We start from the raw sequence: 15,781 nt of genomic DNA on the forward strand, positions 1-15,781 counted from the left end.
GCCTCAGACTGGCGGGTCGTCGACCACACCCCCTCAGGGCGAGGCTCATACCAACCCCACCGATCGAGCCACTTATTGCGCTTCGGTGCCCGCCTCCGCGGAACAATGGCCGAGGCAGTCTCCGCGTTCTCCGGCGGTGTCGGCGCGGGCTTCTTGCGACTTCGCAGTGATGGCATCAGATCCCCTTGATCCGCGTGAACTTGGTGGCCGCCAGGCCGCGACCGAGTGGCACTGTGAGAAATTGCGCGACATCGTGGCTGTCGTCGTACCAGGTGAATTCCTTGATCGCGGCCTGGTCGGCGGCCTGCTCGAGCCGCGCACACGCCCGCAATACCGCGTCCTCATCCGGCGCGGTGACCGCTACGGCCATCGACCAGATCACCCCGTGGTGGCCCGATCCCGGTTTGAGGTCTTCCCGGCGCCGCATCGACGCCGATGCCATGACCTCAGAAGCCCCGTCGGTGACCTGGCCCTTCTTGCGTTCTTTGTACTGGCGCGCCGCATCCTCGGTAGCGTCCTTGCGCGCTGCCTGCCGAGCCTTAACCGCATCGACGAAATCCATCCGCACCTTAACCGTGCGGATCGTCGGCTGCGCCGGTACCCCGTCCACCGGATCGCCGGGGTCCGGATCGACTCCGGTCAACAGCGGCGAGAGCCATTCCGCGTGCAGCGGGATCGGTTCGATCGACCCAGGCCGGATCAACCCGACGCGGGTGTCCCAACGGTCGGATACCCGCGCCGACAGATCCCCACCGACATAGGACGGCCAGCAGTTCTCCCAGCTGGCGCCACGATGGGCATCGAGCGCGTAGGACGGATCGAGCATCGCCCGGAACACCGCACAGGCCCGTTGCTGGCCGAGCACCTGCACCTGCCCGAGCCGAGCCGCCTGTAGGGCACCGACCGCCCGCATCGTCTCGTCAACGATGACCTGGCCAATACCAGCCTTGACGCTCACGTCCTTACGCTTGGACACCGCCCCGGCCGCTGACAACAGCTCGATCGACTTCGGGAAGATCAACGTCGCGTAGCAACGATGCTCCTCCGACTCGGGAGCCAAGTTGTCGATGAGCTGGCCGTAGGACTCGATCGCAGGCAGCACCCGGTCCACGTGCGGGTTCGCTTTGACGACACCTTCCATCCACGCCACATGCGGAGTCAGATCCGCCGGCACCGACCGATGCACCATTTCCAGGCCCCGGATCAGCGAGGACCGGCGAGCGAAGGACGCAGCCGCCCGCGAGAACGCCTGCGAGGTCACCGCCCACTCCGCCGCACCGCGGAGCCCCTCAGCCAGCCCTTGGATCGACAGAACCACCGAGTAGTAGTTGTTGTCGCCGGGGGTCTTGTGCTCGAGGATGAACATGTCGTCGAGGCCGGTGTCGGTCAGATCCAGCGGTACGACGTCACCCAGCGGCACCGGAAGCTCCCAGCCCGGATCCGCCCCGGCCACCCCGTACAACTCGTCGCCCGGCGCGCGGAAGATGTGCTCACCGGCCTTGCGTCGCCAGCGGTCACGCAGTCGGCGCAGCTTCTCTGCGGCCCACGATCGGCGGCCGTTGATGTCGGTGGTCGCACCCAACGTGGTGGCCACCACTGCAAGGACACCGCCCAAGGTCCAGATCGTCGATCCGAAATTGATGAAGAGCAAAATGGAGAGCACCAACGCCGCTCCGTACGCAGCGAGCACCGGCTCGGGAACGGGGATCAGTCCCCGACGAGCGATTTCCGAGCCGAGGATCGACGTGCGCTGCTCACTGTCACTCATCACTGATCTCCTGTGTTGTCGGCCTGTTCAGGGGCGTTCTGCGCTGCCTGCGCCGCCTTGTTCAGTGCTGCGCCGCCGACGGTGCCAGCCACCATGACCGCACCGACCCCGGCCGTCGCGAGCGTGCCCGACGCACCCTTGGCCGCGGACATGAGCTTGCGTGAGTGTGCGCCGCCGTGACCGCTGCCGCTGTGACCTGCGGCAGCACCCGAGTGGTGGGACGCGGACCCTCCGGAGTGGTGCGTCGACCCGCTCGACGACGAATGCGAGCTCCCCCCACCGCCACCACCGCCGGACGGCGACGGTGCGGCACTGGCCGATCGTGCCGAGGCGATCTCACCGCCACCTCCACCACCGCCATGCCGCCCCATCATCGCCATCTGAGCGGTCTGCAACGTGTTGCCCAACCCCTCACCGGTCGCAGATCCCGTGTCGCCGAACCCTTCCGAATCCTCGCTCGACGGCATGAACGGGGCGTACTTGAGCAGCGACCACGGTGCCAATCCGACCAGGCCGATGCACACTGCGGTCATTGCCAATGCTCCGAGCGAGGCGAGGTCGCCACCGACGTAGGCACCCGAGCTGCTGTCGATCAACACGGCGGTCAAAAACCCGAGGCCGAGAAAGATGACCGGCTTGGAGAACACGATCGAGACGAACACGAAGATCGGCCGCATGGCCTTCTTCCGCTGGACGGGATGGATCCACAGCCCGAAAGCAACTCCGGCCAGACCCGCCAGGATCGGCAATGCCGCTGCGTGCATCAACATGCCGAAGAACAAGCTCAGCGCGCCGAGGAACAGCAAACCGAAGAACACGATCGCGGCGATGGGGCCGCCGACCAGGGTGTCTTCGGTGATACCTCCGAGCATTGTCGACACCGACACCACGGCCTGCTCCATGTCCTGTTTCAGCAGGCCGGACAGCACTGTGGTGAGGCCGTGCGAGAGCTGGACCAGCAGCTCGGCGGCGGCCGGCGCGAACATCATGCAGACCAGCCCCATGGGTGCGTATCCGATGAGGCTGTGGGCCAGTTCCATTCGGGTCGATTTCTGTGTGGACGTGCGGTAGATCGTGAAGAAGGCGGTGATCGACATGACCAATACGCCTATGCCGCAACTGATCGCGTACCACTTCAGGAAATTCTCATCACGAGGGTTGAACTCGCTGATGTTCGACAACCCCTCGAGGACCGAGGTGGTCAGTGACACCGCGCTTTCCTTGGTGCTGTTGGCCCAGTCGTCGATCACGTTGCCGGGATCACTGATGAACGCGATCGTCGCGGCTGCGTTGTCAATACCCGCGAGTCCTGCGCTGACGCCGAGCTTGATGTGCAACGGCGTGACCGCCTCAAGGACGACCCCACCGAGGTTCGCTAGATCCACGAACCTGTCAGCGATGTCCTTGTTCTGTTCCTTCCAGTTCCAGATACCGCCGAACATCTTGCCTATTTGGATATTCCAACCACGGCACTGGTTCACATTGTTGAGTGCGTTTGCCTTGTCGCAGTCCAGGAAATATGCACGGTTGCAGAGCATCTCGTGATCGCTGCACGGATTTTCGAAGATGTCGTCGGGCAGGTTGTCCACATACTCCTGCTGCTTCATCGACGTGATGGACGCGGCATCAGGCTTGGTAGCCCAGGTGAAACCCCAGTGGTTTCCGGCCGGTGCGGACCACTTCGCCAGGTCACCGGCGCACATACCCGCCGGAGGTGAGTAGTTCTTGTCGCCTGCGGGGAAGGAGTCAGGCCAGGTCGTCGGCTCCTTACCGTCGAGCACGGCTTGGCGGGCTTCGTCTTCCGAGACGCCCATCAGCTCCGAGTATTGAGCGGCGCGCTGTGTCACTGGCGCGGCCCAGTACATGATCCGCTGGTCGTAGCGGAGGTACTGGCCGAGATACAGACCGTAGTCGCCACCCTTGTCCGCGCACTCCGGGTCGGTCGACCACCCGGCCGCGTCGAACTCCGGGTGGCCAGGGAAGAACTGTTTCAGTTCCTCGGGCATCCCGGCGGGCCACCCCTCAGCGGCGGCATCGAGCGGCTGCGCCAACGCCGGTGTAGCACTCGAGGCCAGCGCCAGCGTCGCCAGCAACGCCGCAAGAAATGTACGGGCAAGGGTTCGCATCAGCTACTCCACGAAGAAGGTGTAGAGGCCGTTTGCGCCGAACTCGGCCAGCGTGGAATCACCTTCGGGGAACGACACCTCGGACGGTTCGGGACCGGTGCGGAATGACCAGTCGACCGCCTTCCAGTCGTCGTTCTCCCACTGCACGGTCACGGTCGTCGTTGCCCAGATCGTGATGACGCTGACGTTGCCGGTGCCGCTCAGGTCGTTTTGACTTGCCGAGACCGCCCAGACCGACACCACCGCGCGATCGTCCGAATAGTCGGTGACGTTCACCAATGCCGGGAGAACGTTCATCACCGTCTCCTCGTCCTGCGATGCGCTGTCGTCGAGAACAGCGGTCAGGGCATCGGTCGCCTCGCTGCCCACCAGATTGCTCTTCGCATCTTCGGCGGTGATGCGTCCAAGAGACACCTGGTTCGCTACCTGGACGAAGTTCGTGGCCGCGGTCTGTGCGCCAGCCTGCGTGTGGTCGTAGCCGTGCGGGATGCCATTGGTGATCTCGTTCGGGCCGTGACCAGTCCGCACGGTATCGGAGCTCGTGCTTCCGCCACCGCCCATCGTCGCCGCCACAAGGATCACGACGATCGAGAGAACGAAGAAGGCGAGGAAGCCGTACTTCTGCCAGTTGGGGATGCGGCCGAACGCACCTTTCCAACCACCCGGTTCTGCGGTACTCGAGGATGTGGCCGCCACCGATGGTGAGGAACCTGGCTTGATCGAACTGAAATCGGGTGCCATGCGAATCTCCTAGAAGTCGAATCGAGCTCGGTGATGCGGCCGGTCAGCTGCCGTTGACGACGAACAAAATGGCGCCCATGATGACGCCTGCCGCGGCGATGGCACCGAACGCGACCGCTGCGGTCTTGGCGGAATCCATCGAATCGCTCAGCTCGCTCTGGTAGCCCCCTGCTCGGGCCTTGCGGATCTTGTAGAGCGCCGCGATCAAGTTGATCCCGGATGCAGCCAAAAACGCAGCCCAGATACCGGCAACCACGCGTGCCCACACATCATTGAGCGCGCCGCCGAACACATCCAGGTTCGGAGTAATGCCGTCCAACGGGTTTTCGGCTCCCTGTGCAGAAGCGATGCCGGAGGTCAGCAACAGCATGCCGACCGCAACCGCGGACACAGTCGCAGTACGTGCCGCCCTCCGAGGAAGCGAACTGGCAGAATCATTGCGGGACATCAAAATTCCTTTCACAAACACAGTTCAGGCGTAGGGGTTGAAGCTCGACGGCTGGGGCGGCTGCGGACGACGCGAGTGAACCGGTGGTTGGTGTACCTCGGCATCGGGTTCCGGGTCGTCGGCTGCGGGTTCTACCGGAGATTCAGTGAGTGCGGCCGGATCGACCGTCACGAGTACGACCGGCTCAGGTGCAGGTGCAGGTGGGGGTGTGGGCTCCGGTTCCTCCGGCGTGAACGTCGGAGTTTCCGGCTCCTCGGTTGCTACCGGGACCGGCTGCGGCCGCTGCCATACTCGCCGTTCACTGATCGCCTCGGCCAACGCATCGGTCACCATCGCCGCGACATTCGTCCACGCGATGATCGATGTCTGCGACAGCGTCTCGAGCGTGATCCGCTCCCCCGATGCGAACACCGGCTCGAACGGCACCCGCACGTAGGTCTGCACGCCCAGAGCGTCGAACTCGTCGACGATGACTGATTCGAGGCTCGGATCGGACTCCGGTGTCGCGCACAACAGCACAATCGCAGTGCGCACCAGATGGTCGAGACCACGCTTGACCAGGCCGTCGAGCATCGCGTAGGCGTGCTGGGCCATGTCTCGCCGCATCGGCAGCGGAACGACCAGCACATCGGCGTTGTGCACTGCCCACTGCCAGGCTTCTGCCTGAGGAGTTGTGGCCGTGTCGATGATCAGCAGGTCGCGGTGGCGTCGGAGCACCGCGCCCAGAGCTGCGCATTCGTTCTTCCCGAGGATGCCGTCGTAGGAGGCGTCCGTGTCGCCGGCCAAGATCTCGTCGTGTGTGGGCTGCAATCGCAGATACGAGGCCAGTTCACCGGCTTCGGCCTCGGCAGAGACGAGTCGGCTGGCATCGCCCAGTACGTCCCAGGTCGTGCGCTCGATATCTGTGGTGCGTGCAGCACGAATGCCGAGGGTGCCTCCGGATTCGCTCATATCCACCGCGACGACCCCACGTCCGCGATGTTTGCCGAGTGTCGCTCCCAAGGCGATCGCAGTCGACGTCTTTCCAGCACCGCCCTTGGTGTTGACCACTGTCACCACACCCGATCCCGGCAGGGTGCGCTGGATCGCTTCGATCGCCGCCCGGTAACCGGTTTCGGTCGAGTCCTGCTTGGGTGCCATTTTCGTGCCTAGGGCTGCATTGATTCGTCCGCGCCATCCCCACTGAGCAGGCTGAGTCAATGCCGGGGACGTTGCCTCGTCGAACAGTGATCCGTGCGGAGTTGGGGTCGGAGTACGAACGCTCTGTCCTTCGGCGGCCGCGAGAGCGTCCACCCCGACTCCGTACGGATCGGGGATCTCCTCGGTCGCCGGCTCGTGCGTGTCCGGTTCAGCTGGGCGGTTGGTGCGCAACCGCAATCGACGTGGATCGACCGTTGGTTCGTGGTTGTAATCAGCGATGTCAGCCATCACGCTCACCTCACACAGTGGAGACGGACGACACGCGCCATCCGTCGCCGTTGTCGGTCAGCACCACAGCGACGTACTGCACATCACTGCTGATTTCGGTGCCGCTGGAATCGGTGACCGTGCTGGTCACCTCGTACATGCCGTGGTACTTCGTCTCGGTGTTCGCCTGCCCCTGATTGGGGACCTCGACCGCCACAGCTGTGACCGTCGCGCCCTGCGACGCCCACAGGGCCCACTCCCCCGTGGCCTTGACCTGTACCTCGGCGTCGGCGCGGACCTTCGTATCGAGTTCGTCGGTCAGCACACCCAGGTCAGCGGCGCGGACCGGGGCGTCGTTGCGATTGGTGTCGGTATTGGTGTCGTACGAGAACCATGTCTGCACGACCGTGCCGCCGAGTTCGCCCGGATCATCGGTGTCTACCGTCGGTGACCCTGGGGCGGCTGAAGCCTTCGGCGTCTCCGAGGCCGCGGTGTCCTCGGTGGGGGGCCACGCCGCCGTCGAGGTCGACGGCGGAGCCGACGAACTCGAGAATGCTTGATCCTGCTCGGTGTCGGAGCTGCACCCCGCTATGGTCAGTGCCCCGACTGCGACGCCGATCAGCGCGATCCGCCAGATCATGGGGTCACCACCAGATCTGTCAGGCGAATTGCGCGCCACTCGCCGAAGCCGGGCTCAAGGCACCACTGCTCGGCGATATTCCCGGTCGGAACCACGTCCAGATCGAGGATGACCTGCTTCTTCGCCGCCAGATCGGCCAGTTTCACTCCGTTGATGCGTTCGCTACTCACCCGCAGGCGCAGCCGCACCGCGTGCGCGTCGAGATGTTCGCGCACCTTCGAGGCGAGGAACACTGCCTTGCCGGCGCTGGCCTCATCGGCAGAGTCCTGATGGCCCGGGCGGAACACTCGGTCGTCCTTGTGGAACGAGCCGTACCAGGCGACGTCGCTGGTGTCGGCGTCGCCGACCACTGCGAACGATCCGCGTTCGTCGCCGGCCGACGACAGCGAGATCACCGGAGCCGTCGCGGCGGCCGCCGCCAGCGACTCGGCCCGTTCGCTTTGCTCGCGCTCGCGCAGTGCGTCGTAGTCCACGTCGAACTGCTTGTAGAGCTCGCGCTTGATTTTCGGCCACTGAGTGCGTGTCATGAGCCCCCTCTCCGACGCCCATGCCCTCAGGTCCGAGGCCATCATGGACTCGACCTTCCGGGTGGCTGCGAGGCTGCGTACCGCTGCTTCGGCTTTGTCCCATTCGTCGCTCACGCCGTAGTGTCCTCTCTCTGGTGTCTCATCGTTTCCGATGTTCTGGTGTATGAAAACTGTTGTGTATCAAGTAAATCGCATGGCTCTGACACTTTCCGGTGGTGTCCATTCGGTGACTTGGACCTTGCCGCCCGATTGGGGCGCTTCGACAACTTCGTTGTCCCCCATCCAGATCCACACATGACCAGGACGTGGCTGCACAACGTCTCCGGGCTGCAAGTCCGAGGACTTGGTGATCGGGGTGCCGCGAGGATCGCTGACCTGCGCTGAATCCTGGTGCGGCAGAACGATTCGACCGTCCGTCGCCTGCGCGATTGCATAGAGGACCAGGCCCGAGCAGTCGAACCCGAGCTTGTTGTGGTCACCGTGCGCGTCTGCCACCCCGCCATCACTGATACCGCGAGTCGGGCCGCTGACATCACCACCGCCCCAGGCGTAATCGGTGCCCAACCATCCGAGGGCTGCATCGACCACCCGCGAGTCGGTAGCCGGTGGCCGCGGAGCCTGCTCTACCCCCGTGAAGTCGGGGCGGCGGTCGATGATGCTGCGCACGTAGTTCGTCGTTTCGGAGTTGCCGCAGACCCCGCTGGACGCGAGGGTGCCGCCGGGACCGCAGTTGTAGGCCGAGAGCATCAGCGCGGTGCCGTCGCCCTGGACTTTCCCGTCGCGGAGCCACTGTTGCGTCAGATCCCACATCTGGCAGTCGTAGTCGGCCATCGCCATCACCGAGTCGCCGATCGAGTTCACATCTGCCACGCCGTCGCCGTCGTAGTCCTTGCCGATCTCGGCCCAGGTGCCGGGCATGAACTGGCCCGGTCCGCGTGCCCCGGCCGGTGAGACCGGCGAGCTCGGTCCGTGGCGGAACTGGTTCTCTGCATACAACTGGGAAGCGAGCAACGGCGCGTCGACCGCCTCGCAGGTGTTCGCCGCCTCGAGGATCCACTCGCGGAACTCCTCGGGTACCGAACCGTCGTCGAGGGTGCTCCCACCGGGACCGCTCAAGCCGGTGCAGCCCGCTCCGAGTGGAGTCTCGGTCGCCACCAGCTGCACGTTCGGAGCACCCGGAGCCTGTTCGGGGGCGTCGAGTTCGCCCGCATCGGCGAGCCAGGGCATCGGGTCGATCGGCGACCCGCCGTCGAGCCGTCCACCGGGCCAGACCTCGAAGTGCAGGTGCGGGCCGGTCGAACCACCGGCATTGCCGACCTGCCCGAGCAGGTCCCCGGAGCGCACCTCATCGCCGACGCCCACCAGCACGCCGTCCGAGTGCATGTGGCCGTAGACCGTCGAGAGGGTCGTCCCATCCGAGGTAATCGAGTCGACGATGATCCAGTTGTCGAAGCCGCCCTCATCGCCGGGACCGGAGTCACCAGCAGCGACGACGATCCCATCCATCGGTGCATAGAAGGGTGTCCCGATCGGGGCTGCGAGATCGATGCCGTTGTGCGGGGCACCCCATCGCGGGCCGAAGCCGGAGGTGAACGTGTAGGTGCCGGTCACCATCGGCTGCACTTTCTTGCCGGAGGCAGCCCGCAGACTGTTCGGCGACCGGGACGATCCCTGCGTCGGCAGGCAGTTGTCCGGTTCGGGATTGTCGCTGCCGCACATGACCAGCGACCCCATCAGCACGACGACGCCCGCCGCCAGCGCGAATTTTGCAGTCGAAGAAGCCACGTTTCTCACCCCCTTGCATGAGTGTTTTCACAGCCCGCCCAGGCCATGCACCGTGTGTGACTTCGCATCCGCCCGCCCGAGGTCGGATGCCGATTCGTGAAGGGCTCGGCCCTGGCGGCGGCACCACCCGCCGCCAGGGCCACCGGCGTTATCCGCCGATCGCCCGCGCGAAAATGTTCACCATCGTGTCGATCGCGTTGTCCTCTCCGTTCGGGGACCAGCTCGGATACGCGATATGCGAATTCGAGGCGTAGAAACTTGCGGCGGTGAACCCTTCGGAGACGAGCTGTCCGAGCTGGGCGGCATCATCACTGCTGGCCAGCGCCATCACCGACGAGCTCAGACCGGCGAGATCGCTGTTCTGTGCCTGCACGGACATCAGCGATCCGATCGGATCGTCGGGATCGTGCAGCTGATCGGGGCTCATCTTCTGCCCCGGCGTGAGCACCCCTAAGGCCACCTGCGCCAGCTCCACCGCAACCGGCATCAGCCGCGACAGCTCGAGTACGTTCCCGGTCTCGGCGATGGACCAGGCGATTTCCTGAATCTCACCGACATTGCGGGCCAACCGAATGACATCGACATTGCCGAGAAGATCGAGCACCAGCGTCGCGATCGCCGCCGTGCCGGATGGGTCCGGCACCATCGCCACCAGACGAGAGAGTGTCTTGAAGTCCACCCCGGCGGCCATTTTCACCAGCGGGGAGAGCTGGTTGTTCAGATCTCCCGCGATAGCGTGCGCGCCGCGCACGTCACCGGTGGCGACCTTGCCGGGCAGTGCTTGCAATCCGGCTGCGACTGCCTGGTAGTCGACCGATGTCACTCCGGATACGACGTTGAGCAGCTGGTTGATGATTGTGGTCGGCTTGGCGACGGAGAGCACTTGCGTGGCCGTGCGGAGTTCCGGCGGACCGGAGGCCGCCAACGGCGACAGGCCGGCAACCAGCGTGTCCGCCGAGCTTGCCAGCGTGGAGACATTGACCGGCTCCCCCGATGTCCGCGACTTGAGCAACGCGGTGCTCGTGCTCGTCACCGCCTCCGCGGCCGAGAACACCGCGGGAACGTCGACCTGCTTGAGCGTGTCGAGAACACTCGCGGTCGTCGCCTCCGGTGAGCCTTCGGGAGCTGCGGTGAAGGTCTCGCGTGCACCGGGGTTGCTGTCGATCCACGCGCTGGCCTGGCCGACTGGAGTCAGGGTTTCCGACACGAGCCTGGCCTGCTGTGTGATCCGGGCGATGTTCGCCGCCGAGGTGGTCGACGTCGGACCGCCCGCATCGAGCGTGGCCACGGACTCGGCCAGCCGGGTGGCCGCGCCGACGACCGCCGACAGATCGGCATTGCGCCACCGTCCCGGTGAAGACAGTGCCTCGACCAGCGAGGACGACTGCGTCGCCGTCGATTCATCGGCCACCGTCGACCCACCGGCCAGCGTCGGTGTTTCCGGCGCTGCGGTCGAGGCAAGCTGCGCCGAGACATCCACCGCACCAGGAGGATTGGCGATGATCCGGCCCAGTGAAGCCAGGAACGGAGTCGCCTCACCATCGGTGTTGCAGTACGCATCATCCGGGTGGCAGATGTCGAACACCTTGCCTGCGAGCTGACCGAATCCTTCCGGGGCCGGCCCCGCGATCCCCTGCCCGGGCAGCGGCGGGCCGATCAACTTTGCACCCTCGGTGCCTCGCTTCGGGTTGGCGAGCAGAATCACCGCTTTGACCTGCTGCGCGGCAACCGGGCCGAGGCCGTGCCCGATATTGACGGCCAGATCGTTGCCGATCTGCGCGCCCTGGCTGTACCCGGCAATGAGGTACTTCGATGACGGGCACCGCTCCATCAGCTCCGCTGCGGCCTTGTCACCCCTCGACTTGGACTCCGCATACGAGGTGCCATTGAAGAACGCCTCCCCCGGATACGGCACGTACACCGCGTCGAAGTTGTTGCCGAACCGCTGCTCGAGCGCATCACCGACCGCAGCGAGCATCCCCGTCGGCACGTTCGGATCGGCATGCGCCGAGGTCTCCGTCGTGCCCGGAATCATCATCGCGATCGTGCGAGCACACCCATTCAGCTCGGCAGCATGGGCAACAGCCGGAACGGTCATCCCGGCCGCAGTCGTCATCACCGCAGCCGCCAGGGCGATTCCTGCTTTCCTCATTCCGGACTACCCCCCGACCTCTTCGATGGAGCGGATCAACACACGGCCGTCCTCGGCCGTGGTCGTAGTGATGCGCTGCTTAAACTCGTTGCGGCGATCCGGACGGACCTCGGTGATCTGCGCGCTGTAGGTATCCGGGCCGATCGCAGTCACCTCGAGGCAATGCGTTGTCCCGAGGGGAACAGAGTCGATCCCCTGCTGGATCACCGCAGCACTGGGCAACGACGTATCGGATGCCATCAGCTCCCGCGCTGCGCCGCCGTCCCGCAGCAAGTAGTACCTGTGCTCGAGTGCGGTAATCACGCCCTCGCCGGAGAGCTGGTCGCCTTCCCCTGGCGCGCAGGGATCATCCGCCACAGCAGCAGCCGCCGAAGTAGCAGTCGTCGCAGTCACCGAAGCCGGGCCGACGAAATCCGCACCATCGGCGCCGATCAGTGCCGATGCGCCCCAGCCGACCATGCCCACCACCGCCACAGCAGCGATACCGACCCCGCCGTACAGCAGTCCGCGACCGACGGGCGTCCGTCTCCCGGCCTTGGTCGACGGAGCCGATGCAGTCTGGCGAGCAGGGCGGCGGCCGCCCTCGACCGCCGCCACCACCCGAGACTCCGATTTACGTGCGCTCGCTCCCCCCGCGGAGGAGAAGCGCTCCCTGGTCGTCGGCGCCGACACCGACGGCCGGACCGTGCGGGTTCGCGGTGCCGTCGCGTCGAGGACACGTGAACCCGGTCGGTTGTTCCGTTTCATCGGTGTGTCTCCCCCTCGACTGTCACTCAGGCGTCGAGCGTCGGTTCGTCGGTGCCCAGGCCCAGACCCACGGCCTCGCTGATCAGACGCGATGCCCGGCCCGCCGTTGCGTCGTTGAAGAACGTGTCGAGCCCCTGATCAACCTGCTCGACGATCTGCTCACCACCCGGTTGTGCCTGCACGAAGTCGCGAACCTGCGAATCGATTGCCGGAGCGGTCTCGTTAGTGAAGGTCTGCACCGCCTCGACCGCAGCCGCGCCGACGGGATCTTCCGACCACTGGACCAGCGTGGTGTCGACCTGCTCGGCGATCTGCTCGGACTCGACCTCGGGCACCTCGACCTCGATCGGCGTGGCATCCTCGCCCGCGCCGTAGGCGGTACCGAGGCCGTATCCGGCCAGGCCACCACCGACCGCGCCGAGACCGCCACCGACGGCGCAACCCACACCGAAGCCGATACCCGTCCCAAGGGCGGTTCCCGCCACACCCGAGGTGATCGGCGCAACCCCCGGGACCGGGAGCGGGACCATCGTGCCCAACCCGGCACCGCCGATACCGCCGACCGTGCCCAACACCAGAGCCGTGGGTACACCCGCCGCCGCGCATCCGGTCACGAAACCGAGGCCCGTGCCGACCGCCGTCCCGGCGACCTGCGCGGATGCGAGCTTCTCGGCCTCCTCGGAGTCCATGTTGCCGGTCGACTTGTGGATGTCGGTCACCATCGCCTCGACCACCGCCGTGGTGCGGTTGGTGCGTTCGGCGTCGGGGTCCGATACCCAGTCCGGCTGATCGAAGATCACGCGGCCGAAACGCATCTTCTTGGCCGGAGCTTCGATCGGCAGTGTCGGCCCGGCGACCACGGCCGGAGCCTGCGGAGTCGGACCCGCGTTCCCAGTGCCACCGCCGGAATAGTCGTCCGAATAGTCGCTGTACTGCGTCATCGAGACGCCGCCGCCGGTCTGCGGGTCGTAGGCGCGGGTACCGCGGTTGTACTCGGCAGGCGGCGCGACCCAGAAGTCCTCGGACGGCTGCGGCGAGGACGGCGCGGGTGTGGGCTCAGGTGCCGACTGCGGCGGCGTCGAGGTGATACCGGCCTGACCACCGCCGGATTCCGGTGTGGACGTGATTCCGGCTTGTCCCCCGCCGGAGTTGTCGACCGGAGCCGCTGATGCTGTCGGCGCCAGGGCGATCATCAACCCGGCAGCAGCTGGAGCCAGCGTTGCGGTGCCCAAGACCGCGCTCGTTGCCCTCCGGCGGCGATGTGTGCTCACGAAATAGCCCCTCCCGTTTACGCATGGCGCATCGCAAAGCAGCGACGCGCCACGTCCTGTGTCGTGACGCGCCGGGAGAGATGAAGTGGGTCCCCCGACCTTGCCCTTGATGGGCCAGTTGAGCGTACTGATCAACTGCACGCCTGCATTTGTATCATAATACCACCGTAATTTGACACCAAACCTCAAATCCGCATGTCAGGAGGGGTGCAAAGATGGGTGAGTTCCTAGCCCAGAATCAGCCTCACCAGGGAGGGCGATTGTCGAGAAGTACCGTGCGCGGCTTCAGCGGAGCCCGGCTTCGTCGCCTACGTGAAGCACGCGGACTGACCGGTGATGACCTGGCCGACGCCGCCGGGATCTCCGAGGCGACGCTGCGTTCCTGGGAGATCGGGCGCGCCACCCCTACCCCCGCCCTGCTCGGCGCCGTCGCCAAGAAACTGCGTGTGACTATTGGTGACATGCTTGTTCTTCGGTCCGACGAGCTCACTCTCCCCGACCTGCGCACTCTTGCCGGCCTCAACCAGGCCGACGTCGCGGAAAAGCTCGGTGTCGGCACCACCACGCTCACACGGATGGAGAAGGGGCGGCGCGACTACGACCCCGACGTCGCCCGTGAGCTTGCGCGCATCTACAAGGTCAAGGCCGGTGAGCTTCGTGCGGTATGGGATCGCACCCGGAAAATTCGTCTCGACATGCTCGACAAGATCTGAGTCGATCTCACTGTATTGAAGTTAAAACCGTAGAATAGATCCGCGCCACGCCGATGGCGACGGTAACTGACATGGGGGGCTCGGGCCGCTAATCTGATTCAGATTGATTGGACGATCTTGAAGGACGGAGTTCGCGCAATGGCACAGCCACACAAGGGCGACCGCGCCGCGATGACTCTACGTATCCCCGCCGAGCTGCATCAACAGCTCAGCAAGGACGCCGAAAATGCCAAGGTCGCGCTGTCTCAGTACATCGCCGACCTACTCGCACTTCAAGCCGGCAGACCGGACCTCGCTCGCGAAGTCGGAAAGGTGTCTGCCATGTAGGCGCCGCGCCGGGGATGTCCAGACCATTGGAAGAATCCCGTAAAAGCAGAAGGCCCCCTGCCTGCCAGCAGAGGGCCTTCAAGGAAACCATTGCCCGACCAGTCGCCAAACCACTCGGGCTTTCGTACTTCCTCACCAGAGAAAGCCGTCGTTATGCATATTAGCGAGCTTGGCTCGTGTACTTCAACTTTCGCTTCAGCTACACCCAGCGTGTCGTCCAGTGCGCAACGAGGGGAACCCGTCGACGAACTGGTCCCAGTTCTGCTGTACGACGTCGTAGGAGCTGCGGTAGTACCGGCCTGTGCGCCGCCTTCCACGCACTTGGCAAGGTCGCGGGACGTCGGCGTGTTGCCTACACGTCCGCGAGCTTCGTCGCGCAAGATGGGACCGCATTCATATCTGGTGCTGATACGAGGAGGTCGAATGGGACGCCCAAGCAAAGGCGAGCGTGACTATGTGACGATCCGCGTGCCAAAGGAAATCACACCCGCGCTCGATGCCGCACTCAACGCGCGAGGAGTGACCTCCCGCAGCCAATACCTGGCAGACCTCGTCTGCCATCACCTGGGGCGTGCCGACCTTGCCGTCGAATTGGACCCCAACGACCTCTCCAGCACCTCGCAGGAGGTGATCGACGCGGCATAGAGGCACCCTGCCAGAGGGCCTAACCAGCCCAACAAAATCCAGTGCCTACTGCCGACATGAGAAAACCCCCGCAGCGACCGGGCTGACGAGGGCTCTCAAGGCGTAGAGGCGGAGTTACCAGCTCCTCCTCAGGTACTGCTATATCCCCGAAGGGACTGTCGTGCCAGACAGGTCTCAGGGTAGCGCATTCCCTGAAACAGCTTCAATCAACGCGCTCCGTGTCGTTGCTAACGACCCGATAAACGAGCCGCATTCAACGCATCTCCTCAGCCACCTGTTCGACATGTGCACACGAGCATGGTCGCCGCGGCCCCGTGTTCGCCTCGACACGCAGTGCACTCACGACTACCTGGCGACGGCATCGATGCCTACGACAGCACCGAAAGTCCCATGGGCGATCCATCTGACCGCCGCGGACCACCGATACCGACTACTCGCATTCGACTTCGACAGCGGCCCACATGGCGCCGACGTCGCCGCTGGC

The 15,781-nt window shown here is 65.0% G+C and carries 14 protein-coding genes; 3 read left to right on the plus strand and 11 right to left on the minus strand.

The annotated features are described in order from the left end of the window. Positions 1-175: 175 nt before the first annotated feature. The 11 genes from ACFWCF_RS17445 to ACFWCF_RS17495 form a co-directional block, all read right to left on the minus strand. Complete coding sequence (locus ACFWCF_RS17445) at positions 176-1,768, minus strand: hypothetical protein (RefSeq protein ID WP_378563731.1); 1,593 nt, start codon at positions 1,766-1,768, stop codon at positions 176-178. Beyond that, positions 1,768-3,894 carry a hypothetical protein gene (locus ACFWCF_RS17450; RefSeq protein WP_378563734.1) on the minus strand — a complete coding sequence of 709 codons (2,127 nt, stop codon included), beginning with the start codon at positions 3,892-3,894 and terminating at the stop codon, positions 1,768-1,770. The genes ACFWCF_RS17445 and ACFWCF_RS17450 overlap by 1 nt, the downstream gene beginning before the upstream one ends. 3 nt (positions 3,895-3,897) lie before the next feature. Continuing rightward, complete coding sequence (locus tag ACFWCF_RS17455; RefSeq protein WP_378563737.1) at positions 3,898-4,635, minus strand: hypothetical protein; 738 nt, start codon at positions 4,633-4,635, stop codon at positions 3,898-3,900. Between the two features lie 43 nt (positions 4,636-4,678). After that, entirely contained in the window at positions 4,679-5,005 is a 327-nt protein-coding gene (locus tag ACFWCF_RS17460; RefSeq protein WP_378563739.1) for a hypothetical protein, read from the minus strand. A 102-nt stretch (positions 5,006-5,107) separates the two neighbouring features. Next, positions 5,108-6,511: a MinD/ParA family protein gene (locus ACFWCF_RS17465; protein ID WP_378563742.1), complete on the minus strand. Its 1,404-nt coding sequence runs from the start codon at positions 6,509-6,511 to the stop codon at positions 5,108-5,110. Between the two features lie 10 nt (positions 6,512-6,521). Continuing rightward, a complete protein-coding gene (locus tag ACFWCF_RS17470; protein WP_378563744.1) occupies positions 6,522-7,130 on the minus strand; it encodes a hypothetical protein in 609 nt (202 codons plus the stop codon). Continuing rightward, positions 7,127-7,771, minus strand: coding sequence for a hypothetical protein (locus tag ACFWCF_RS17475; protein ID WP_378563746.1), 645 nt, complete (start codon positions 7,769-7,771; stop codon positions 7,127-7,129). Before ACFWCF_RS17475 ends, ACFWCF_RS17470 begins: the two co-directional genes overlap by 4 nt. Positions 7,772-7,837: 66 nt before the next feature. Next, on the minus strand, positions 7,838-9,442 hold the full coding sequence (locus ACFWCF_RS17480) for a peptidoglycan DD-metalloendopeptidase family protein (RefSeq protein ID WP_378563749.1): 1,605 nt from the start codon (positions 9,440-9,442) through the stop codon (positions 7,838-7,840). Positions 9,443-9,590: 148 nt separating this feature from the next. After that, on the minus strand, positions 9,591-11,594 hold the full coding sequence (locus ACFWCF_RS17485) for a cutinase family protein (protein ID WP_378563752.1): 2,004 nt from the start codon (positions 11,592-11,594) through the stop codon (positions 9,591-9,593). A gap of 6 nt (positions 11,595-11,600) precedes the next feature. Continuing rightward, entirely contained in the window at positions 11,601-12,341 is a 741-nt protein-coding gene (locus ACFWCF_RS17490) for a hypothetical protein (RefSeq protein ID WP_378563755.1), read from the minus strand. Positions 12,342-12,367: 26 nt separating this feature from the next. Beyond that, positions 12,368-13,573, minus strand: a complete 1,206-nt coding sequence (locus ACFWCF_RS17495; RefSeq protein ID WP_378563758.1) for an insoluble domain protein — start codon at positions 13,571-13,573, stop codon at positions 12,368-12,370. 299 nt (positions 13,574-13,872) lie between these two features. On the opposite strand from ACFWCF_RS17495, the gene ACFWCF_RS17500 reads away from it, so the two are divergent. From ACFWCF_RS17500 to ACFWCF_RS17510, 3 genes are all read left to right on the plus strand, one after another. After that, complete coding sequence (locus tag ACFWCF_RS17500; RefSeq protein WP_378563761.1) at positions 13,873-14,325, plus strand: helix-turn-helix domain-containing protein; 453 nt, start codon at positions 13,873-13,875, stop codon at positions 14,323-14,325. 138 nt (positions 14,326-14,463) lie between these two features. Continuing rightward, positions 14,464-14,652, plus strand: a complete 189-nt coding sequence (locus ACFWCF_RS17505) for a toxin-antitoxin system HicB family antitoxin (protein WP_378563764.1) — start codon at positions 14,464-14,466, stop codon at positions 14,650-14,652. Between the two features lie 468 nt (positions 14,653-15,120). Next, positions 15,121-15,297, plus strand: coding sequence for a hypothetical protein (locus ACFWCF_RS17510; protein WP_378563767.1), 177 nt, complete (start codon positions 15,121-15,123; stop codon positions 15,295-15,297). The last annotated feature ends 484 nt before the right edge of the window (positions 15,298-15,781 follow it).

The sequence above is a fragment of the Rhodococcus sp. NPDC060090 genome (assembly GCF_042729855.1).
Classification (GTDB): Bacteria; Actinomycetota; Actinomycetes; order Mycobacteriales; family Mycobacteriaceae; genus Rhodococcus.

Bases quoted from the DNA above. Each gene is read 5' to 3' on its own strand.
- ACFWCF_RS17445 (WP_378563731.1), bottom strand. From the start codon at position 1,768: ATGAGTGACAGTGAGCAGCGCACGTCGATCCTCGGCTCGGAAATCGCT.
- ACFWCF_RS17450 (WP_378563734.1), bottom strand. From the start codon at position 3,894: ATGCGAACCCTTGCCCGTACATTTCTTGCGGCGTTGCTGGCGACGCTG.
- ACFWCF_RS17455 (WP_378563737.1), bottom strand. From the start codon at position 4,635: ATGGCACCCGATTTCAGTTCGATCAAGCCAGGTTCCTCACCATCGGTG.
- ACFWCF_RS17460 (WP_378563739.1), bottom strand. From the start codon at position 5,005: ATGCTGTTGCTGACCTCCGGCATCGCTTCTGCACAGGGAGCCGAAAAC.
- ACFWCF_RS17465 (WP_378563742.1), bottom strand. From the start codon at position 6,511: ATGGCTGACATCGCTGATTACAACCACGAACCAACGGTCGATCCACGT.
- ACFWCF_RS17470 (WP_378563744.1), bottom strand. From the start codon at position 7,130: ATGATCTGGCGGATCGCGCTGATCGGCGTCGCAGTCGGGGCACTGACC.
- ACFWCF_RS17485 (WP_378563752.1), bottom strand. From the start codon at position 11,594: ATGAGGAAAGCAGGAATCGCCCTGGCGGCTGCGGTGATGACGACTGCG.
- ACFWCF_RS17490 (WP_378563755.1), bottom strand. From the start codon at position 12,341: ATGAAACGGAACAACCGACCGGGTTCACGTGTCCTCGACGCGACGGCA.
- ACFWCF_RS17505 (WP_378563764.1), top strand. From the start codon at position 14,464: ATGGCACAGCCACACAAGGGCGACCGCGCCGCGATGACTCTACGTATC.